Below are 20,985 nucleotides of genomic sequence, written 5' to 3'. Positions count from 1 at the left end.
GCGGGGTGCGGGGTGCGGGGGCGAGCTGCGGAGGCGCGGGGGTGCTCAGGCGCGAAAGGCCGCCGCGTGCTCGGCGGCCCAGGAGGCGAACGTGCGCGGCGGGTGGCCGATGAGCTTCTCGGCGTCGCCGGTGACCGCGGCCGGAGAGCCGTCGGTGGCGGCCCAGTAGGTGAGCAGAGCCTCGGCGATCTCGGCCGGCACGAAGGGGAAGACGGAAGCCTTCCAGTCCTCCCGGCTGACGGCGTTGACGGTCACGGGGCTGCCGGCGGACGCGGCCAGCAGCTCGACCTGCTCGGTGGCGGAGAGCGATTCGGGGCCGGTCAGGTGATAGGCCGCGCCCTGGAGCCGGGTGTCGGTGAGGACGGCGAGGGCCGCCTCGGCGATGTCCGTCTCGTCGATGGGGCTGGTCCGGCTGTGGGGGTAGGGCAGGTCGACGGGTTGCCCGGCGCGGAAGGCGCCCGACCACTGGTACGCGTTGCCCGCGAAGGCGCCGGGACGCAGGAGTGTCGCGGTGAGGGGTGCGGCTGTGAGGGCCTCCTCCACCGCGTGGTGCGAGGCGGCGATCGGGTTGGTGGCCGCGTCCGCATCGAGTACCGAGCTGGAGGAGAGCAGCACGATGTGCCCGACCCCGGCGGTCCGCGCGGCGGTGAGGAAGTCGTGGATGCGGGAGGGCTCGGCGTAGAGGAAGACGGAGTCGACGCCCTCCAGTGCGGCGGCGAAGGTCGCGGGGTCGCCGAGATCGCAGGCCGTGAGCGGGATGTCCGCGGGCAGGGAGAGCTGAGCGGGGTTGCGGGATGCGGCGCGCACGGCGTGCCCGCCGTTGTGCAGGAGCGAGGCGAGTGCGGAGCCGACGCGGCCGCGGCATCCGGTGACGAGGGTGAGCATGGCGGTGGAGTCTCCTCTGGTGTCCGGTTGCACAGAGTGTCTGTGGTGCGCATAAGCTGCGCGACGCAGATAAATATTCAGGAGGGGGGCCCGGCCGTCAAACGCTTTACGCGTGGCGTGCGAGCGCGTGAGCCTTCCGGCGATCCGTCAGTGACCCCGGGGTGGCTTCCGGTGGCCCCTCAGTGATCCGGGTGGCTTCCGGTGATCCGTCAGCGATCCGGGTGGAGGTCCAGCCGCCAGTCGTTCGTCAGCAGGGGGTGGCCCGGCGGGTACTCGATCTCGCACTCGCCGAGCAGGGTGAACCCGGCCTTGCGGCAGACCCCGTTCGACGCGCCGTTGTCCACGGACGGGTAGGCGTGCAGATAGCGGTGCTTGTGCTCGGCACGCGCCTGCTCGGCCACGGCGGCGGTCGCGGCGGAGGCGATGCCCCGCCCCTGGAACCCGGCGAGAACGGCCCACCCCGTCTCGTACACCGCCTGGCCCTGCCAGGTGCGTTCCCAGAATCCGATGGTGCCCACCGCCGCGTCCTCGCCGGTCAGTGCGATGCGGAACATCCTGCCCCGGCCCGTCCGGTCGGCGCTCAGTGCCACGTAGCGCCCATGGCGGCCTATGAGCTGCTCCTCGGACTCGGGGCCGCCGAGGTGGTCCATCAGCTCCGGTGCGTTGGCGCGGCGCAGGAGCTCCAGATCGCTCTCCGACCAGGGCTCGATCCGTACGGATGGTGCTTGGGTGCGCTCCATGACGGAACTGTAGGACGGGGCACTGACAGTCGGCGGCTGTTCGGTGGGTGTTCGGTGGCTGTTCGGCGGGCCGGGGTGCGTGGTCAGTGGTGGCTCAGGGCGGTGGGCGGCACGCCCACCGTTGCCGTGAAGTCCCTGACCAGGTGCGCCTGGTCGCTGTAGCCGAGGTCCGCGGCCAGTGCGGCCCAGTCCACGGCCGGGTCCGTCTCGGCGCGCTCCAGTGCCTCGTGGACGCGGTAGCGCAGGATGACCCACTTCGGGCCGACCCCGACGTACGTGGCGAACAGCCGCTGGAGCGAGCGTGCCGACACTCCCTCGGTGCGGGCGAGTTCGCCGACGCGGCGCACCGTGCGGTCGGTGCGCACCAGCTCGACCAGGGCCATCGCCCGGTCCGCCAGTGGGTCCGGTGCGGGGCCGAGTGCCAGCAGGTACGCGTCGAGTGCGGCGATCCGCTCGTCCTCCCGGGCGGGGTCCAGAACGGCCGACGGAGGGGCGGGTGGTGCGAACACCTCGGGTGCCGGGACCCGCCGCCCCGTCCACCGCGACACCGGCCCCTCCGGCGCGAACGGCCGGAAGCCGCCCGGCCGGAACTGCACCCCGCAGACCCGCCCCCGCCCCTCCAGCCTCTGCGTGAAGAGTTCCAGGCCGATGCCCGAGACCTCGGCGAACCCTGCCTCGTCGTCACCGCAGCCCGCGTACCGCTCGAAGACCAGGTTCACGCTGGGGTGCGGCACCAGGTGGGAGACGTACGGCTGTGGCAGGTCCCAGTCGATCAGCCAGTAGTGCTCCAGGTACGGCCGCAGTTCCGGAGCGGGTTCGCGGCGGCGGAAGCGGACGTGGGTGAAGAGCTCCGGCGCGTCGACGATGCCCCGGGTGTCCCGCCGCGGACCGCGGGCTCCTCGGGGTTCTCGGGCGCCTTGAGACCCTTGGGTTCCTCGGGGGTCCTGAGGTTCTTGGGGTCCTTGAGGTCCGGCCATGGCGGTCGATCCTATGGGCCTAGTTCCGGCGCGCGGGCTCCGACGTCCGCCGGTCGCGGTCCGGGGCGGTGGTGGAACCGGGCCCGGCGTCGTTGGCCGGAAAGCGCGCGTCCGGCCCGTCGTAGAGGCCGCCCAGGGTGACGTAGGCGCTGTCCACGATCCTCTCCGCGTCCACCAGCATCGCGCGCTCGGCGAGCCGGGCGGCCCCATGGGTGTACGGGGACGGCGGGGCGGGGTGCCGGCGTCGCCACCAGCTCTCACACGCGGCGTAGACACCACTGGCGAAGACCAGCACGGGGATCGACAGGGCCAGCAGAGTGTCGCCCATGGCAGGTCTCCTTCGGTGTCGGTGCCTCGTGCATCGGCAGGTTCGACAGGTCGACTGAAGATCATTCTTCGGCCAATGAATGGCCGGATGTGCGTGGATATGGCCGGCCGGCGGGCCGGGCGTCTCCCGGCGGGGCGCGCCGGGGCGGCCTCCGGGGCATATTGCACATGAGTTGCATCTGCGTGTTCAATGCAGATATCTGATCACTCAGCCCCCTGCCTGTGGAAGGACGTCCAGCGTGCCGATCGACCGGACCCGCAGGGGGTTCCTCCGGATCGCGGGCGGCGTGTCGGCGGGCGCGGCCGGTCTGCTCGCGGGCTGCGGCCCCGAGGACGGCCCCGGCTCGTCCACTCCCCGCAAGGGGGGAACCGTCCGGGCCGTGTTCCCGGGCGCGGGGGTGAAGGAGACGCTGGATCCGCACACCCAGAGGCAGTTCGTCGACATCGCCCGGCACAAGGCCGTCTTCGACAAGCTCGTGGACCTGGACCCGTCCCTGCGCCCCGTCCCCAGGCTGGCCACTCGCTGGTGGTCCAACAGCGACGACACCGTATGGCGCTTCGAGCTCCGGCCGGCCCTCTTCCACGACGGGCACGCGCTCGACGCCGACGACGTCCTGTTCAGCATCGCCCGCATCCTCGACCCGGCCGCCGAGGGCCGTCGCGCCAAGGAGACGCTGACGCCGGTGATCGACCTGCCCCGCTGTCGCAGGATCGGGCGGCGCACCGTCGAACTGAGGCTGAAGGCCCCCCACGCGGAACTGCCCTCGCTGCTGGCCATGACCGGGACCGCGGTGGTGCGCGAGGGCTACCGCGACCCCACCCGCCCGGTGGGCACCGGCCCCTTCCGGTACCGGTCCTTCACGGCGGGAAGGTCCTTCACCGCGCGCCGGTTCGACGACCACTGGGCGGGTGCGCCCTACCCGGACGAGATCCGGCTGCTGTCGGCGGACACCGAGGCACGGGCCAACGCCGTGCAGGCCGGCGAGGTGGACTACGCCCACGAGATGAGCGCCACCTTCGCGCGCCTGGCCGACGGCAACCCGCGCATCCGGATCGTCGCCGCACCGCACGCGGGCGCCGAGGGGATCGCCGTCAAGACCGACCGGCCCCCGTTCGACGACCCGCGCGCCACCCTCGCCCTCAAGCTGCTCGCCGACCGCGAACGCCTCGTGGAGGTGGTCTCCGGGGGCCGCGCCGCCGTCGGGAACGACATGTTCGGCAAGGGCTTCGAGTACTACCCCACCGAAATCCCCCAGCGGAAGAGGGACGTCGAGGAGGCGCGGAGCCTGCTGCGGCGCACCGGGGCGCTGAACCGCGAGATCTCCTTCTACACCTCCACCGCCGCCGACGGATTCGTCGAGGCGGCCCATCTGTTCGCGGAGCAGGCGGGCGAGGCGGGGCTGCGGGTGCGGGTGGTCACCGGGCCGCCGGAGACCTACTTCACCGACCAGCTGACCACCGGCACGCTGGGCAGTCACCGCTGCGGTGCGATGCCCATCCCGACCTACCTCGGCGACCGCATGCTCACCAACTCCCCACAGAACGCGACGGCCTGGCGGCACAGCGACTTCGACGCGGCGTTCGCCCGCGCCCGCTCGACCACCGACGGCGAGGAGCGGAGCAAGGAGTACGCCGCCCTCCAGCGTCGTGTGCACGACCAGGGAGGGCTGCTCATGTGGGGCCACTCCGACTGGCTCAACGCCGTCTCGGTCCGGCTCCACGGAGTGGCTCCGGCACCGCCCAACACCGTCGACTGGGCACGGTTCGACACCGTGTGGCTCGGCTGAGGAGGGGCATGCTGCGCTACGTCCTGCGGCGCCTCGCACTCGCCGCCGCGCAACTCGGCCTGCTGGCCGTCCTGGTGTTCCTGCTGACCGCCATGCTGCCGGGCGACGCGGCCACCGTGGCCTTCAACGAACTCGCCACACCGCAGCAGATCGCCGAGTCCCGGCACGCGATGGGCCTCGACCAGCCGCTCGCCGAACGCTTCGTCCACTGGGCCGGCGGCCTCCTCACCGGCGATCTGGGCACATCCCTGGTCGGACACGGACCGGTGAGCGCCGTACTGACGGGCTCGCTCGCCGTCACGGCGCTGCTCGCCACCCTCACACTCGTCGTTCTCGTCCCCCTGGCGACTGCCCTCGGCCTGCTCACGGGAGTGCGCGAGGGCAGCCGCCTCGACCGGGCGGTCTCCGCCGTCGTCCTCTTCCTCAACTCCGTACCGGACTTCGTCCTCGCGCTGTTCCTGGTCGCCGTCGTCTCCCTGCGCCTGGGATGGCTCCCGTCGACCTGGGTCGGTGTGGACGGCGGAGGGTGGTGGGACCGGCCCCAGTTGCTGGTCCTGCCGGTGGCAGTGCTTCTAGCCCGGACCGTCTGCCTGCTCTCCCGGCAGATCAGGGCCGGGACCATCGACGCCGTAAAGGCCGGCTACGTCGCCCAGGCACGGCGGCTGGGCGTTCCGCGACGGGCACTCGTACTGCGCCACGTCCTGCCGAACGCGGCGGTCCCGGGCATTCAGGAACTGGCCCGAGCGGGTGACCAGTTGCTCGGCGGAGTGCTCATCGTCGAGGCGGTCTTCGCCGTCCCCGGCAGCGCCACCGCGCTCGTGGAGGCCGTCCAGAGCCGGGACGTCCCCACGGTGCAGGCGCTGACCCTGCTGCTCGCGGCCCTGGCCCTGCTCCTCAACGTCGCGGCGGACGTGGCCTGTCAGCGGCTCGCCCCGCGCTCGGAGGTCCTGCGATGACATCGGACGCCCCCGCCCTGCCGGCCGCGGGCCGCCGGGTCCCCGCACGGCCCGGTGAGCGGCACGTCCGCTCGCGGGCCGTCACCGTCCTCGCCGCCGTGCTGCTGGTGCTGCCCGTCGGCGCCGCCGTGGCCGGCCCGTTCCTCGCCGGCGCGGTCGCCGGCCCCGACGGGCCGCCCTACGTGCTGCGGGACGGCAACCTCCTGGGCACCGACGGTCTCGGACGTGACGTCCTGGGGCTCCTGCTGCGCGGCGGGCCGAGCACCCTCGGGGTCGCCTGCGGAGCCGTCGCACTCGCCTGCCTCCTGGGAGCCGCCCTGGGGCTGGCGGCCGCCACCACTCCGCGGCGCTGGGTCGACGAGACACTGGTGCGCCCGGTGGAACTGCTCCTGCCGCTGCCGTCCCTGCTGGTGATCAGCGTGGTCGGGGTGCGGTGGCATGCCGCGCCGCTCGCCATCGCACTCGCCGTCGCGGTGCTCAACGTGCCCGCCGTCACGCGACTGGTGCGGGCCGCCGCCCTCACGGCGGCCGGCAGCCCGGTGGCCGAGGCGATGCGCGTGCAGGGCGAGTCCCGGCTGCGCGTCACCCTCGGGTACGTCGGCCGGTCCGTGCTGCCGGTGATGGCCGCGGACATCGGGACCCGGGTGACCGGCGCCGTGTTCACCGTCGCCGCCGCCAACTTCCTGGGGCTCGGCCTGGAGCCGACCTCGGCCGACTGGGGTGTGACGGTGGCGGCGAACCGGCAGGCGCTCCTCGTCCAGCCGTGGGCCGTCTGCGCCCCCGCCGCGATGCTCGTGCTGTTCACCGTCGGCTTCAACCTGCTGGCCGACAGCCTGCTGGGCCGGCGCGGGAAGCGGAAGGAGACGGCCGGATGAGCTCCCACGAGGACGTCGTGGAGGTCCGCGGGCTGCGCGTGTGGACGCCCCGGACGACACTGCTGCACGGAGTGGACCTGACCGTCGCCGCAGGCGGGATCACGGCACTCGTGGGCCCGTCCGGCAGCGGCAAGACCACCACCGCGCTCGCCCTGCTCGGTGAGGCGCCGGCCGGGGCCGGGATCAGCGGCGCGGTACGGGTGGCCGGCGTCGACGTGGTCGACGGCGACGGCATCACCCGGCAGGCGCGCACGATCCGCGGCAGGGGCATCGCCTACATGCCGCAACATCCCGGCAGCGCCCTCAACCCGGTGCGCAGGGTCGGCCCGACCCTGCGCGAACTGTCCCGGCTGCACGGCGCCGACCGCGACGCCGGCCGGACCAGAGCCGCCTCCGCGCTGCGCGAGGCCCAGCTGCCGGACACCAGGGAGGTGCTGCGCCGCCTGCCGCACGAGTTCTCCGGCGGACAGCGGCAACGCGTCGCGCTGGCCCAGGTCCTGGCCTGCGGGCCGCGCGCCCTCGTACTCGACGAACCCAGCACCGGCCTCGACACGGTGACCCGGCTGGGCCTGGTCCGCGAACTCGCCGCACTGGCACGGGGCGGCCTCGCGATCCTGCTGCTCAGCCACGACCACGACATGGTCCGCGCCCTCGCCGACCGGGTCGTCCTGCTCGACGCGGGTCACGTCACCGCCACCGGACCGGCCCCGCGGCTCCTGCCCCCGGCCGCACCGCTCCCCGCGCCCCGACCGGAACGGGCGGCCGCCGCGACGGGGCCCGCCCCTCGGGCGGACGGCCCGGCCGCCGCCCTGAGCGTGCGGGCACTGACCGCCTGGCTCCGGACCCGGCAGCGGAACACCGTCCTGCACGACGTCTCCCTGGACGTTCCCCCCAGCGGCTGTGTCGCGCTCGTCGGCCCGTCCGGCAGCGGCAAGACCACGCTGGCACGGTGCGTGGCGGGCCTCCACGAACGTCATGGCGGCCGACTGCTCCTCGACGACGTACCGCTGCCCGTGCTGCGCCACCGCGACCGGGAGACGAAGCGCCGTGTCCAGTACGTCTGGCAGGAGAGCCGCAGCTCCTTCGACGATCACCGCCCCGTGATCGACCAGATCGCGCGGACCGCCGTGCGGCTGCGCGACCGCCCTCCCCGACAGGCGGCGCGGGAGGCCTTCGAGGTACTCGCCCGGCTCGGCGTCGACGAGGCCACCGTGCGCCGGCACCCCGAAGGACTGTCCGGCGGCGAACTGCAGCGGGCCGCCTTCGCGCGGGCCGTGCTCGCCGAACCCCGGATCCTGGTCTGCGACGAGATCACCACCGCCCTGGACTCCTCCGCCACCGAACACGTCCTCGCCGAGGTGCGCCGCCTGCGCGACGAGCACGGCACCTCCGTACTGTGGATCGGCCACGACCTGGCGCTGACCGCGCGCGTGGCGGACCGCGTCGCCGTGCTGGACCAGGGGCGCGTGGTGGAGGAAGGCCCGTGCGATGCGGTGCTGTCCACCGCTCGCGCACCGGCGACCCGACTGCTGCTGCGGGCCCGGACGTTGCCGCGCCGCACCGCCCCACCGGAACGGAACCCACCGGCCGGGGAACCCACCGCAGACGGCACGACTCCGCACCGCGAGGACCCGTGCTACCCGCACCGCGAGGACCCGCACCGCGAGGACCCGTGCTACCCGCACCACGAAGACCCGCACCACGAACAGGAGACACACCGGTGACCACCACAACGCGCCCGTCCGACTGGGCCGCCTGGCAGGAGAGCTGGGACCGGCAGCAGGCGTGGTACATGCCCGACCGCGAGGAGCGGTTCCGCGTCATGCTGGAGACGACCGAAGCCCTGGTCGGACGTGCGCCCCGGGTCCTGGACCTCGCCTGCGGGACCGGCAGCATCACGGACCGGCTGCTGCGCCGCCTGCCCGACGCCCGGTCCACCTGCCTCGACCTCGACCCGGCGCTCCTGACGATCGCCCGGGGCCACTTCCGGGACGAGGAGCGCGTCGACTTCGTGACGGCCGACCTCACCGATCCCGACTGGACTCGGCTCCTTCCGCACCGCTCCTACGACGCCGTGGTGACGGCGACCGCGCTGCACTGGTTGGACACCGCCCCCCTGCGCCGCCTCTACACGGACCTGGCGGGCGTCCTGCGCGAGGGCGGGGTGTTCCTCAACGCGGACCACATGAAGGACCCCTCAGCCCCGCGCATCAACGCGGCCCTCCGCACCTTCCACGAGGCCCGCAAGGAGCGCGAGCACGCCGCCGGCGCCACGGACTGGGCCTCCTGGTGGGACAGCGCCGCCGCAGACGAGCACCTGGCCGAGGCCACCCGGCGCCGCTTCGCCCTCCTCGGCGACCCCCGCGAGCCCGCAGCGCCGTTGGCGGAGCGCGACCGTCCGACCACCACCCAGTGGCACGAGAACGCCCTGCGCGAGGCGGGGTTCGCCGAAGCCCGTCAGGCCTGGTGCTCCACGAGTGACGCCCTGGTCGTGGCGATGCGCTGAGCAGACGGCAGACGGCAGGCGGCAGACGGCAGACGAAAGGCAGCACGCAGCAAGTAGCACCTACATGACTACATGACGAGGGCGGAGCTCGAAGGAAAGCTCCGCCCGGTTGCCTGTGTAACCCCGGCTCAGGGCCACACCAGGCAGTACGCCTGGTGCCCCGCGTCATGCAGTCGGTGCGAGAAGTCCTGCCACTCATGCAGCAGTTGGTAGACGTTGAACGCGTCGCGCGGGCCGCCGCGGTCCGGGACCGTGGACCAGATGAAGGCGGCCGCGCCCACCGACTCCTCGCCGACGCCGCGCAGCGGGTCGACGACCGTCATCGGAAGTCTCACCACCGCGTAGTCGGGGTGCAGGACGACCAGCTCGAGCGGCGGGACCTTGTGCAGGGGTATGCCCTGTATGCCGGTGAGGACCATCGCGGCCACGGTCTCCGGCTTGATCTTGCTGAACATGCCGCCCATGCCCAGTTCGTCGCCACCGAGCTCCTCGGGGCGCATGGAAACGGGCACGCGTGCGGCAGTGGCCCCGTCGGGAGCCCCGAAGTACTTGTAGGTCACCCCCACCCGGCCACCACTCCTGCTTTCGGCTCCGCCGCCCACCTGCGCACCACCGGCCTGTATGCCCTGTCTGCGCTCAGCCTCGCGCCGGTGCCGACCTCGCCGGGCAGGCTCGGGCCCCAGGTCGTCGGTCCCTTCGCCCACTCCGCCACCGCGATGCATATCTCATCCACCCGACTACTAACTAGGAGACACAGCCCCCGCCGCGCAACCCGATCATCGTGTCAGTGACCTCCCCCACGGGCGTGCGGTGAAACACCTGTCCGCAAGACCGTCCGTGGCTCTGACACCATGGCATGTGTGAGCTTTCCCTATGACGCCCCAGTTTCGCAGACGCTTTTCGACCGCGCGTCCCTCGTGACGCCCGGCGGCGTGAACTCTCCCGTCCGTGCCTTCCGGGCCGTGGGCGGTACGCCCCGGTTCATGGTGTCCGGTACCGGTCCGTACCTCACCGATGCCGATGGCCGAGAGTACGTCGACCTCGTGTGCTCGTGGGGGCCGATGATTCTCGGCCATTCCCACCCCGAGGTCATCGCCGCAGTTCAGGAGGCTGTCGCCCGCGGCACCTCGTTCGGCACGCCCGGTGAGGGCGAGGTCGCGCTCGCCGAGGAGATCGTGGCCCGGGTCGACCCGGTGGAGCAGGTGCGACTCGTGTCGTCCGGCACCGAGGCGACCATGTCCGCGATCCGCCTCGCCCGAGGATTCACCGGCCGCGCGAAGATCGTGAAGTTCGCCGGGTGTTACCACGGTCACGTCGACGCGCTGCTCGCCGCCGCCGGGTCCGGGGTGGCCACCTTCGGGCTGCCGGACACGCCGGGGGTCACCGGCGCCCAGGCCGGCGACACGATCGTGGTGCCGTACAACGACCTGGAGGCCGTGCGGGCCGCGTTCGCCGCGCAGCCCGGCGAGATCGCCTGCGTGATCACCGAGGCCTCGCCCGGCAACATGGGCGTCGTGCCGCCGCTGGACGGTTTCAACGCCGGGCTCAAGGAGCTCTGCGCCGCCAACGGCGCCCTGTACATCTCCGACGAGGTCATGACCGGCTTCCGTACGTCGAAGGCCGGCTGGTTCGGTATCGACGGGGTGCGGCCCGACCTGATGACCTTCGGCAAGGTCATGGGCGGCGGCTTCCCGGCCGCGGCCTTCGGCGGGCGCGCCGACGTCATGGCGCACCTGGCCCCGGCCGGCCCCGTCTACCAGGCGGGCACCCTGTCCGGGAACCCGGTCGCGACCGCCGCCGGTCTCGCCCAGCTGCGACTGCTGGACGACGCCGCGTACGCGAAGGTCGACGCGGTCTCCGCGGAGATCCGCGGGCTGGTGAGCGAGGCCCTGGCCAAGGAGGGCGTCGCGCACACCGTGCAGGCGGCGAGCAATATGTTCTCCGTCTTCTTCACGGACCGTCCCGTCCGCGACTACGAGGACGCCAAGCAGCAGGAAGCTTTCCGCTTCACCCCGTTCTTCCACTCGATGCTGGCGCAGGGCGTCTATCTGCCGCCGTCGGCGTTCGAGTCGTGGTTCGTCTCGACGGCCCACGACACCCGGGCCGTGGAGCGGATCGCCGCCGCGCTGCCCGCCGCCGCCCGCGCCGCATCGGAGGCCACCGCATGAGCGAGACCAGCACGGAACGCAAGGACATCACCGTCGTCCATCTGATGCGCCACGGAGAGGTGCACAACCCGGACGGTGTGCTCTACGGGCGCCGCCCCGGGTACCACCTCTCCGAGCTCGGCCGGCAGATGGCCGACCGGGTCGCCGAGCACCTGGAGAAGCGGGACATCACGCATGTCGTCGCCTCCCCGCTGGAGCGCGCCCAGGAGACGGCCACCCCGGTCGCCAAGGCGCACGGTCTGGACCTCGCCACCGACGGGCGGCTCATCGAGGCCGCCAACGTCTTCGAGGGCAAGACCTTCGGGGTCGGCGACGGGGCGCTGCGCAAGCCGGACAACTGGAAGCACCTGACGAACCCGTTCCGGCCGTCCTGGGGCGAGCCGTACATCGAGCAGGTCGTACGGATGATGGGGGCGCTGGACGCGGCGCGTGACGCCGCCCGTGGGCACGAGGCGGTGTGCGTCAGCCACCAGCTGCCGATCTGGATCGTGCGGAGCTTCGTCGAGCGGCGGCGGCTGTGGCACGACCCGCGCAAGAGGCAGTGCACGCTCGCCTCGCTGACCAGCTTCACGTACCAGGGCGACAAGATCGTGTCGGTCGGGTACTCGGAGCCGGCCCGGGATCTGGTGCCCGCGCATCTGCTGGCGGGGGCCAAGCCGGTGAAGGGCGCGTCCAAGGGGGTCGGGGCGTAGTCGGCCCCCGGGCCGGGGTCTTCGGTCCGGGTCTGCCCCGGTTGGTCGGAGCGATCCCGGGGCCGGCCCGGCGGGCGTTCCGTTTTTGGTCGCCGTGCGGGCTCGATCGTGCCCGCACGGGGCTTGACCGTGCCGGGGTCCGGGCCTGAGTGTGGCCGGGCCCGTCGGACTTATGTTCGGTCAAGGCTGGGGTCTGGTTCCGTAAAGAATTGTGTGCTATTTCAGGGAACCCTCGTGTTGCTTTGCCCATCTAAGCCTTCGGCAGTTTGTATGGACTTAGGGCAAAACGACCGCAGATGGGAACCGCATGCGTGACATCAGCCGAAGGGGTCTGCTCGGAGCCGGACTTGGGGCCGCGGCCGCCATCGGGGTGGCGGGCTGCAGTTCCTCCGATTCCTCCGACACCGGCCGGGCCGGGCCGGGCAAGGGTGAGAAGGGTGCCGACGGGACCGCCAAGGGCTCCGGGCCCGCGAAGAAGGACGTCAGGTCCATCGGGGACGGTTCCACCGCCGACACCGGGAAGCAGCCGCACCAGCCGGCCGCGCCGGTCCCGCTCGAACCGGGTCAGGAACCGCCGCAGTTCGTGATCTTTTCCTGGGACGGCGCGGGCGAGGTCGGCAACGGGCTGTTCCCGCGATTCCTGGAACTCGCCAAGGAACACGACGCGGCGATGACCTTCTTCCTCTCCGGGCTCTATCTGCTTCCGGAATCGAAGAAATCCCTCTACCGCCCGCCCAACAACCCCATCGGCGCCTCCGACATCGGTTATCTCACCGACGGTCACATCAAGGAGACGCTGAAGAACGTACGCCAGGCCTGGTACGACGGCCACGAGATCGGCACCCACTTCAACGGGCATTTCTGCGGCGGTTCCGGATCCGTCGAGAAGTGGACGCCCTCCCAGTGGCAGAGCGAAATCGATCAGTCGGTTTCCTTCGTCACCGAATGGCGCACCAACACCGGCTGGACGGACCAGGATCCGCTGCCCTTCGACTACCGCAAGGAACTCGTCGGCGGCCGCACCCCCTGTCTGCTCGGACAGGACAATCTGCTCCCCACGGCGAAGAAGCTCGGCTGGCGCTACGACGCCAGCTCGCCCGGCGGCACCCAGGTGTGGCCCACCAAGCGCATGGACGTCTGGGACCTGCCGCTCCAGGGCATCCCGTTCCCCGGGCACAGCTTCGAGGTCCTCTCGATGGACTACAACATCCTGGCCAACCAGTCACAGAATTCGACCAAGGGAATGCCGGCCCGGTATCCCGGCTGGCGCGAACAGGCCACCCAGGCGTACATCAACGGCTTCAAGCGCGCCTACGAGACGAACCGCGCTCCGTTCTACATCGGAAACCATTTCGAGGAGTGGAACGGCGGCATCTACATGGATGCGGTCGAGGACGCGCTCAAGCACATCGCGGGGAAGAAGGACGTGCGCCTCGTATCCTTCCGCCAGTTCGTCGACTGGCTCGACGTCCAGGACCCGGCCGTGCTCGCGAAGCTCCGCACACTGGAGGTCGGACAGGCCCCCGCCGGCGGCTGGAACGCCTTCTTTAAACAAGCCTGACAACGGGCTTTACGGGCACCGAGGGGGGTGCCCAAGATCCCCGAAACCGCCATGCGAAACTTTTCACATGAGCCATGGCCGCGCATCCCGACGCCGCTTCACCCTGCTCGCCGCCCCCGCGGCGGCCGTCGCGCTCGCGGCGACGCTGAGCGCGTGCGGCTCGGGCGGCAAGTCCGGCGGCGTCGGCGACACGCACTTCGCCACCAGCTCCGGCGGCATCTCGACCGTGGCCAGGAACGAACGCGTCGCCGCTCCGGAACTCGACGGACAGAGCGTGGACGGCAAGGCGCTGGACCTGGCCGACTACAAGGGCAAGGTCGTCGTCCTCAACGCCTGGGGCTCCTGGTGCGCCCCGTGCCGACTGGAGGCGAAGCACTTCACCGAGGTGGCCAAGGCGACCGAGGGCAAGGGCGTCCAGTTCATCGGCATCAACACCGGCGACGCGCAACGCGGATCGGCGGCCGGTTTCGAGAAGGACTTCGGGGTCGAGTACCCGAGCTTCTTCGACCCGACCGGGAAGCTCCTGCTGCGCTTCCCCAAGGGCATGCTCAAGGTGCAGACCATCCCGTCGACCATCGTCATCGACCGGGACGGCAAAATCGCCGCCCGCTCCCTGACGGCGCTCGACGCCACCAAGCTGCACGAGATGATCGACCCGCTGATCACGGAGAAGTGATCAGGTGATCATCCTCGCCGAAACCAACGAGACCGTCCTGAGCGGCGCACTGCTGGCCGCCCTGCCCCTCGCGGTCCTCGGAGGGCTCGTCTCCTTCTTCTCGCCCTGCGTCCTGCCGCTCGTCCCCGGCTACCTCAGCTACGTCACCGGGGTCAGCGGCGCGGACCTGGCGGACGCCCGGCGCGGCCGCATGGTCGCGGGCGCCTCGCTCTTCGTCGTCGGCTTCACCGCCGTGTTCGTCTCGGGCGGCGCGCTCTTCGGCTACTTCGGCCAGACCCTCCAGGAGAACAGCGGGATCCTCTCCAAGGTCCTCGGCGTGCTGATGATCCTCATGGGGGTCTTCTTCATGGGCCTGATGCCGTGGATGACGCAGCGCGAGTTCCGTATCCACAAGAAGCCGGTCTCCGGCCTCGTGGGCGCCCCGCTGCTCGGCGCCCTCTTCGGAATCGGCTGGACGCCCTGCCTCGGCCCGACGCTCAGCTCGGTCAGCATCCTCGCGATGGACCAGGGCACCGCCGGACGCGGGGCGATACTGACCATCGCCTACTGTCTCGGCCTCGGCGTGCCCTTCGTCCTCGCCGCCGTCGCCTTCCGCAAGGCGCTCGGCGCCTTCAGCTGGGTCAAGCGCCACTACGCCTGGGTCATGCGCATCGGCGGCGGCATGATGATCGTGACCGGGCTGCTCCTGCTGACCGGCGCGTGGGGCAGCATGATGCAGGAATTGCAGGGCTGGTCCAACGGCTTCACTGTGGGGATCTGAGTTTCCGATGAGCAACACCAAGTCCAACCCCTCCCAGGAGCGCGAGCGCCCCGACGAGCGGGAGGTACGCGCCGAGCAGGACCGGGAGACCGCCCGTGAACTCGGTGCGGCCGGCTCACAGCTCTCCACCGCCCCGCGCGAGGAGACCCTGGCCAACCTGCCGGCCATGGGCGTCATCGGCTGGGCGCGCTGGTTCTGGCGCCAGCTCACCTCCATGCGGGTCGCGCTGATCCTGCTCTTCCTGCTGTCCCTCGGCGCCATCCCCGGATCGCTGATCCCGCAGAACAGCGTCGACGAACTGAAGGTGGAGACCTTCAAGAAGGCCCACACCGCCGTCACGCCGATCTACGAGAAGCTCCAGTTCTTCGACGTCTACAGCTCGGTGTGGTTCTCCGCGATCTACATCCTGCTGTTCGTCTCGCTCATCGGCTGCATCGTGCCGCGCACCGGCACCTTCGTCGGCCAGCTGCGCAGCCGCCCGCCGGGCGCCCCCAAGCGGCTGACCAGGCTGCCCGCGTACACCACCTGGCGCACCGAGGCCGAGCCCGAGCAGGTCCGCGAGGCCGCGCTCGCCATGATGCGCGGACGCCGCTACCGCGCCCACACCGCCGGGGACGCGGTCGCCGCCGAGAAGGGCTACCTGCGCGAAGCCGGGAACCTGATGTTCCACATCGCGCTCATCGTGATGCTGGTGGCCTTCGCCACGGGACAGCTCTTCAAGTCCGAGGGCGCCAAGCTCGTCGTCGAGGGCGGCGGCTTCTCCAACACGATCACCCAGTACGACGACTTCAAGTCCGGGTCGCTCTTCGACAAGGACTCGCTCTCCCCCTTCAGCTTCACCCTCGACGACTTCATCGGCACCTACGAGCGCAGCGGCCCGCAGATCGGCACGCCCCGCACCTACGAGGCGCACGTGACGTACTCCGAGGGTGCCGACGGCAAACCGAAGAAGTCCGTCATCAAGGTCAACGATCCGCTGGTCGTCGACGGCACCAAGGTCTACCTGAACGCCCACGGCTACGCGCCCGTCGTCTCCGTCAAGGACGGCCGGGGCAAGGAGGTCTACCGCAACGCGGTGCCGCTGCTGCCCCTCGACAACAACGTCACCTCCAGCGGCGCCATCAAGGTGATGGACGGCTACCGGGACAAGAACGGCAAGAAGGACCAGCTGGGCTTCCAGGCCTTCTTCGTGCCGACCTTCGCCGGCAACGGCAAGGGCACGATGTTCTCCCAGTTCCCGGCAGCCGACATGCCGGTCCTGGCGCTCAACGGCTACCACGGTTCCCTCGGCGTCGACTCCGGACTGCCGCAGAACGTGTACCAGCTGGACAAGACCAAGATGAAGGAGTTCAAGGACTCCAAGGGCGATCAGCTCAAGCAGCGGCTGCTCGTCGGCGAGACGATGAAGCTGCCCGGCGGCGCAGGCTCGATCACCTTCGAGGGCATCCACGAGTGGGCCAGCTTCCAGATCTCGGAGCAGCCCGCCAGCGGCTGGGCGCTCACCGGGGCCATCGGCGCCATCGCCGGCCTGGCCGGTTCCCTCTTCATCCAGCGGCGCCGGATCTGGGTCCGGGCCGTACGCGGCGGTGACGGCGTCACCGTCGTCGAAATGGCGGGACTCGGCCGCAGCGAGTCCGCGAAGCTTCCCGAGGAGCTGGCCGATCTCGCGGTCACGCTCAACGCCGCGGCGCCCATGGCGTCCGGCCCAGACACCGACCCCGACACCGATCCGGACCCCGACGTCGTCGACGCGTCCTCCGCAGAACCTTCCGAAGGGGCTGAGAAGTGAATCTCGCCGCCGCAACCAACGAGAACCTGGCACACACCAGCAACGTGCTGATCTACTCGTCGATGGCCGTCTACACGCTGGCCTTCTTCGCGCACATCGCGGAGTGGGTCTTCGGCAGCCGGAGCAAGGTCGGCCGCACCGCCGCCGCGCTGACCGGTGAGCAGCCCGCGGCCGCGACCGTGAAGGTCGAGGTCGCACAGAAGGCCGGGTCCACCGCCGTACTGGACCGGCCGAAGATCGTCACCCGGTCCGCGCCCGGGTCCCGCGACGTCCCGGACGGGCCCGGCGCGGCCGGTGGCACATTCAAGGGCGACCTGTACGGGCGGATCGCGGTCTCCATGACCGTCCTCGCCTTCCTCATCCAGGCCGGCGGCGTCGTCGCCCGTGCCCTGTCCGTGCAGCGTGCCCCCTGGGGCAACATGTACGAGTTCTCCATCACCTTCTCCGCGGTGGCGGTCGGCGCGTACCTGACCCTGCTCGCCCTGAAGAAGAACGTCCGCTGGATGGGCCTGATCCTGGTCACCGTCGTGCTGCTGGACCTCGGGATCGCGACCACGGTGCTCTACACCTCCAGCGACCAGCTGGTGCCCGCCCTGCACTCGTACTGGCTGTGGATCCACGTTTCCACCGCCATCATCTGCGGCGCTGTGTTCTTCATCGGCGGCATCGGCACCCTGATCTACCTCTTCCGCGACAGCTACGAGAACAAGCTCGCCAACGGACAGGAGCCCGGCGCGTTCGCCCAGTCCGTGCTCTCCCGGATGCCGTCCGCGTCGACCCTCGACAAGTTCTCGTACCGGATCAACGCCGCCGTCTTCCCGCTGTGGACGTTCACGATCATCGCGGGCGCGATCTGGGCGGGCGACGCCTGGGGCCGCTACTGGGGCTGGGACCCCAAGGAGGTCTGGTCCTTCATCACCTGGGTCGCGTACGCCTGCTACCTGCACGCCCGCGCCACCGCCGGCTGGAAGGGCCGCAAGGCCGCCTACCTGGCGCTGATCGCCTTCGGCTGCTGGATTTTCAACTACTACGGCGTGAACATCTTCGTCACCGGCAAGCACTCCTACGCCGGCGTCTGAGACCACCCGCCAAGGGTGCGGAACGCGCCCCGCCGGGTCACGCTGGAACCATGACCGATGCGACGCCCGTGATCGAGCCCGGTACCAGCGAGACCCACGGTGACCTGCACAATCTGCGGTTCACCCTTCGGCTGCCCCACCCCGTACCACGGGTGTGGGCAGCCGTTGCCAGTTCCGAGGGACTGCCGCAGTGGCTGGCCGCCGCCGACCCCTTCGAACCGCACGTCGGCGGGGCCATCACACTGACCTGGCTGAACACCGCACCGGACGGGCAGGCCACGACCGCCTCCGGCACCGTCACCGCGTGGGACGTCGAGCGGGTCGCCGAGTACACCGTGGACGGGCTGCACGGCCGGATGCGCTTCCACCTGGAACCGCCACGCGGGGACCACGTGCTGCTGCGCTTCACCAACGAGTTCCGCGGCGACGACGCACTGCGACTGGACTGCCTCGCCGGCTGGCACGACCACTTCGGCTACCTCGTGGACGCGCTGCTGGGCTACCCCGCCGACTGGTCGAAGTGGACGCCGGTGCGCTGGGCGGGACTGCGCGAGGAGTACGCGGCCGGGACGTGACGGGCCCGTCCGCGCAGGTGATCACTCCTGGCCGATGTCCTCGTTCCACAGAGCGGGGTGCTCGCGCACGAACCGGCGCATCAGCCCGGCACACTCCGCGTCGTCGAGCAGCACGATCTCCACCCCGTGCCGGGCCAGCCAGTCGTGACCGCCGGTGAACGTCACGGCCTCACCGATCACCACCCGCGAGATCCCGAACTGCCGCACCAGACCGGAGCAGTACCAGCACGGCGACAGCGTGGTCACCATCGTCGTGCCCCGGTACGAGCGCTGCCGGCCGGCGGCCCGGAACGCGGCCGTCTCCGCGTGCAGCGACGGATCACCGTCCTGCACCCGGCGGTTGCGGCCCCGGCCGAGCAGCGCACCGTCCGCCCCGTACAGGGCGGCGCCGATCGGGACGCCGCCCTCGGCGAGGCCGGCGCGGGCCTCGGCCAGTGCGGTCGACAGCCACGCCGCGTCCCGGCCGGCCGTGCTCATGAGGGCATCGGGGTGTCCAGGACCGCCTTGCGGTGGCTGAACGTCTCCAGCGAGTACCGGCCGTGGTAGTTGCCCATTCCGCTCTCGCCGACCCCGCCGAACGGCAGGTCCGACACGGTCAGATGGGCCAGCGGCAGCCCGATCCCGACGGCCCCCGACGACGTCTCGGCGACCAGTCGTTCGCGTACCGGGTCCGAATCGGTGAACGCGTACAGCGCGAGCGGCTTGTCCCGGTCGTTGATGAAGGCGATCGCCTCGTCCAGGCCGTCCACCGTGACGATCGGCAGCACCGGACCGAAGATCTCCTCGCGCATCACGGGCGCGTCCGGCGCCACATCGGCCAGGACGGTCGGCGCGATGTACTTGGCGTCCCGGTCGTACGTCCCGCCGGTCACCGTGCGGCCCGAGCCGAGCAGGCCCGTCAGCCGGTCGAAGTGGCGACGGTTCACGATTCGCCCGTACTCCGGGTGCGTCGAGGCGTCCGCCCCGAACAGGCCCTCGACGGCGGTGGCGAGCGCCTCCGCGAGTGCGGCGCCCGTCTCGGGGTCGGTCAGTACGTAGTCGGGGGCGACGCACGTCTGGCCCGCGTTGAGGAACTTGCCCGCCGCGAGCCTCCCCGCGACCTTGGCCGGGTCCGTGCCCCGGTCGACGAACACCGGCGACTTGCCGCCCAGTTCGAGCGTCACCGGCGTGAGGTTCTTCGCCGCGGCGGTCATCACGATCCGGCCGACCGTGCCGTTGCCGGTGTAGAAGATGTGGTCGAAGTGCTCGGCGAGCAGCGCGGTCGTCTCGGGGACCGCCCCCTCCACGACGGCGACGGCGTCCTCGTCCAGGTAGCGCGGGAGCAGCCGCGCGACGGCGGCCGAGGTGGCGGGCGCCAGCTCGCTCGGCTTGGCCACCACCGCGTTGCCCGCGGCCAGCGCACCGGCGAGCGGGGCGAGCAGCAGCTGCACGGGGTAGTTCCAGGGCGCGATGACCAGCACGACACCGAGCGGGTCCTGCACGGTGTGGGCCCTCGCCCCGCCCAGTGAGGCCGGCACGGGGGCGGGCTCGGGGCGCAGCCAGTCGGCCAGGCGCTCCAGCGTGTGGTCGATCTCGCGGATGGTGAAGTCGATCTCGGTGCGGTACGCCTCCTTGCGGCTCTTGCCGAGGTCGGCGCGGAGCGCGTCGGCGAGCTCGTCACCGCGTTCGGTGAGCAGTGCGCGCAGCTGCCGGAGCTGGCCGGTGCGCCAGTCGAGGCTCTTGGTGCGGCCGGTGCGGAAGGTGGCGCGGAGCCGGTCGACGGTCTCGGCGGGGGACTCGACGGGGGCCAGCGCGGTGACGATCTCCCGGGCCAGCTGCTCGGAGGAGGCCGGGTTCTGGCCGGTGTGCAGCGTGCGGTCGGTGACGGTGTGCGGTGTGAAGGGGGCGGCGGCGGTGTAGTCGGCGCCCAGTTCGACGAGCCGGTCCTCCAGCAGCCAGGGGGCCTTGTCGGCGAGCCCGCCGATGGTCTCCTCGGCGTTGCTGAACCCGGTCATGCGGTAGCCGGCGAAGGGCCGGCCGCCGTCCTCGCGGCGGGCGGCGAGCAGCGCGGCCGGCCCGTGGCACAGGACACCGATCCGGATGCCGGAGTCGAGTGCGGTGGTCAGCAGCCGCCCGGACAGCTCGTCCACGGCCAGATCCTCCATGGGCCCGTGGCCGCCGGGGTAGAACACGGCGTCGTAGCGGTCGGGGCGGATGTCCTCCAGCCGGGCCGGGGCGCCGAGCTCGGGGCGGATCGAGTCGAGGTAAGCGGCGACGGCGTCGGCCTGCTCCTGTCCGCCGTTGGCGGCGGCCGTCAGGCTGCCGGAGTCGGCGGTGGGGGTGACGCCGCCCGGGGTGGCGAGCGTGACGGCGTATCCGGCCTCGGTGAAGACCCGGTGCGGTGCGGCCAGTTCCTCGGCCCAGAACCCGGTGGGGTGAGTGGTGCCGTCGTTGAGGGTCCAGTGGTCGGCGCCGGTGAGGACGAACAGTACGGAGGGCATGGGGGGTACTCCCTGCGACGAACGGGGTGCGGTGAGCGAACGCGGTGTCGGCTCGGGACAAGAACTTGATATGCTCAAGCAACTCAATCCATGTAACTGCCAACGGTTGAGCATGTCAAATAAAAGTCGGCAGACGCCGATCGAAGAATGGC

The 20,985-nt window shown here is 71.3% G+C and carries 20 protein-coding genes and 1 pseudogene; 13 read left to right on the top strand and 8 right to left on the bottom strand.

All coding sequences use genetic code 11. The features are described 5' to 3' along the window. Positions 1-45 precede the first annotated feature (45 nt). The 4 genes from ACFVJX_RS21115 to ACFVJX_RS21100 all read right to left on the bottom strand — a co-directional run bounded on the left by ACFVJX_RS21115 (position 46) and on the right by ACFVJX_RS21100 (position 2,930). On the bottom strand, positions 46-885 hold the full coding sequence (locus ACFVJX_RS21115; RefSeq protein WP_384131257.1) for an NAD(P)H-binding protein: 840 nt from the start codon (positions 883-885) through the stop codon (positions 46-48). Between the two features lie 209 nt (positions 886-1,094). Beyond that, on the bottom strand, positions 1,095-1,625 hold the full coding sequence (locus ACFVJX_RS21110; protein WP_384131255.1) for a GNAT family N-acetyltransferase: 531 nt from the start codon (positions 1,623-1,625) through the stop codon (positions 1,095-1,097). A gap of 83 nt (positions 1,626-1,708) precedes the next feature. Further along, complete coding sequence (locus ACFVJX_RS21105; protein ID WP_384131252.1) at positions 1,709-2,602, bottom strand: DUF6597 domain-containing transcriptional factor; 894 nt, start codon at positions 2,600-2,602, stop codon at positions 1,709-1,711. A 19-nt stretch (positions 2,603-2,621) separates the two neighbouring features. Beyond that, positions 2,622-2,930, bottom strand: a complete 309-nt coding sequence (locus tag ACFVJX_RS21100) for a hypothetical protein (protein WP_384131249.1) — start codon at positions 2,928-2,930, stop codon at positions 2,622-2,624. Positions 2,931-3,168: 238 nt separating this feature from the next. On the opposite strand from ACFVJX_RS21100, the gene ACFVJX_RS21095 reads away from it, so the two are divergent. Genes ACFVJX_RS21095 through ACFVJX_RS21075 form a run of 5 tightly spaced genes read left to right on the top strand, consistent with a single transcriptional unit; the run spans position 3,169 to position 9,053 of the window. Further along, positions 3,169-4,716, top strand: a complete 1,548-nt coding sequence (locus ACFVJX_RS21095; protein ID WP_384131247.1) for an ABC transporter substrate-binding protein — start codon at positions 3,169-3,171, stop codon at positions 4,714-4,716. Positions 4,717-4,724: 8 nt separating this feature from the next. Continuing rightward, complete coding sequence (locus ACFVJX_RS21090; protein ID WP_384131245.1) at positions 4,725-5,672, top strand: ABC transporter permease; 948 nt, start codon at positions 4,725-4,727, stop codon at positions 5,670-5,672. Continuing rightward, positions 5,669-6,547, top strand: a complete 879-nt coding sequence (locus ACFVJX_RS21085; RefSeq protein ID WP_384131242.1) for an ABC transporter permease — start codon at positions 5,669-5,671, stop codon at positions 6,545-6,547. Before ACFVJX_RS21090 ends, ACFVJX_RS21085 begins: the two co-directional genes overlap by 4 nt. Next, positions 6,544-8,271: an ABC transporter ATP-binding protein gene (locus ACFVJX_RS21080; RefSeq protein WP_384131240.1), complete on the top strand. Its 1,728-nt coding sequence runs from the start codon at positions 6,544-6,546 to the stop codon at positions 8,269-8,271. The genes ACFVJX_RS21085 and ACFVJX_RS21080 overlap by 4 nt, the downstream gene beginning before the upstream one ends. Further along, positions 8,220-9,053 carry a class I SAM-dependent methyltransferase gene (locus ACFVJX_RS21075; RefSeq protein ID WP_384131237.1) on the top strand — a complete coding sequence of 278 codons (834 nt, stop codon included), beginning with the start codon at positions 8,220-8,222 and terminating at the stop codon, positions 9,051-9,053. The genes ACFVJX_RS21080 and ACFVJX_RS21075 overlap by 52 nt, the downstream gene beginning before the upstream one ends. Positions 9,054-9,181: 128 nt before the next feature. Here the strand turns inward: ACFVJX_RS21075 and ACFVJX_RS21070 are convergent, their stop codons facing one another. After that, positions 9,182-9,775, bottom strand: coding sequence for a hypothetical protein (locus ACFVJX_RS21070; protein ID WP_384131234.1), 594 nt, complete (start codon positions 9,773-9,775; stop codon positions 9,182-9,184). Between the two features lie 129 nt (positions 9,776-9,904). Between ACFVJX_RS21070 and hemL the strand changes: the two genes are divergently transcribed. From hemL to ACFVJX_RS21030, 8 genes are all read left to right on the top strand, one after another. Beyond that, entirely contained in the window at positions 9,905-11,221 is a 1,317-nt protein-coding gene (gene hemL, locus ACFVJX_RS21065; protein ID WP_384131232.1) for a glutamate-1-semialdehyde 2,1-aminomutase, read from the top strand. Next, positions 11,218-11,913 (top strand): histidine phosphatase family protein, encoded by a 696-nt coding sequence (locus ACFVJX_RS21060; protein WP_384131229.1) that lies wholly within the window; start codon positions 11,218-11,220, stop codon positions 11,911-11,913. Before hemL ends, ACFVJX_RS21060 begins: the two co-directional genes overlap by 4 nt. Positions 11,914-12,220: 307 nt before the next feature. Continuing rightward, positions 12,221-13,474, top strand: a complete 1,254-nt coding sequence (locus ACFVJX_RS21055; RefSeq protein WP_384131226.1) for a hypothetical protein — start codon at positions 12,221-12,223, stop codon at positions 13,472-13,474. 67 nt (positions 13,475-13,541) lie between these two features. Next, a complete protein-coding gene (locus ACFVJX_RS21050) occupies positions 13,542-14,150 on the top strand; it encodes a TlpA family protein disulfide reductase (RefSeq protein ID WP_384131223.1) in 609 nt (202 codons plus the stop codon). Between the two features lie 4 nt (positions 14,151-14,154). Beyond that, positions 14,155-14,910 carry a cytochrome c biogenesis CcdA family protein gene (locus ACFVJX_RS21045; protein ID WP_384131220.1) on the top strand — a complete coding sequence of 252 codons (756 nt, stop codon included), beginning with the start codon at positions 14,155-14,157 and terminating at the stop codon, positions 14,908-14,910. A 7-nt stretch (positions 14,911-14,917) separates the two neighbouring features. Further along, the gene (locus ACFVJX_RS21040) at positions 14,918-16,699 is read left to right on the top strand and encodes a cytochrome c biogenesis protein ResB (protein WP_384131217.1); all 1,782 of its coding nucleotides are present in this window, start codon (positions 14,918-14,920) and stop codon (positions 16,697-16,699) included. After that, positions 16,696-17,778, top strand: a complete 1,083-nt coding sequence (gene ccsB, locus ACFVJX_RS21035; RefSeq protein WP_384131215.1) for a c-type cytochrome biogenesis protein CcsB — start codon at positions 16,696-16,698, stop codon at positions 17,776-17,778. Before ACFVJX_RS21040 ends, ccsB begins: the two co-directional genes overlap by 4 nt. A gap of 50 nt (positions 17,779-17,828) precedes the next feature. After that, complete coding sequence (locus ACFVJX_RS21030) at positions 17,829-18,353, top strand: SRPBCC domain-containing protein (RefSeq protein ID WP_384131212.1); 525 nt, start codon at positions 17,829-17,831, stop codon at positions 18,351-18,353. 21 nt (positions 18,354-18,374) lie between these two features. Here the strand turns inward: ACFVJX_RS21030 and ACFVJX_RS21025 are convergent, their stop codons facing one another. From ACFVJX_RS21025 to ACFVJX_RS21015, 3 genes and pseudogenes are all read right to left on the bottom strand, one after another. Further along, positions 18,375-18,830 (bottom strand): nucleoside deaminase, encoded by a 456-nt coding sequence (locus ACFVJX_RS21025; RefSeq protein ID WP_384131209.1) that lies wholly within the window; start codon positions 18,828-18,830, stop codon positions 18,375-18,377. Further along, a complete protein-coding gene (locus ACFVJX_RS21020; protein ID WP_384131295.1) occupies positions 18,827-20,143 on the bottom strand; it encodes an aldehyde dehydrogenase family protein in 1,317 nt (438 codons plus the stop codon). The genes ACFVJX_RS21025 and ACFVJX_RS21020 overlap by 4 nt, the downstream gene beginning before the upstream one ends. Further along, positions 20,141-20,833, bottom strand: a pseudogene (locus ACFVJX_RS21015) (type 1 glutamine amidotransferase domain-containing protein); the annotation flags it as partial. The gene ACFVJX_RS21020 and the pseudogene ACFVJX_RS21015, both read right to left, overlap by 3 nt. Positions 20,834-20,985 lie beyond the last annotated feature (152 nt).

Source organism: Streptomyces sp. NPDC127177 (genome assembly GCF_042672475.1).
Lineage (GTDB): Bacteria > Actinomycetota > Actinomycetes > Streptomycetales > Streptomycetaceae > Streptomyces.
The sequence above is the reverse complement of the archived record's forward strand: the minus strand, read 5'-3'. Positions and strand labels throughout refer to the sequence as shown.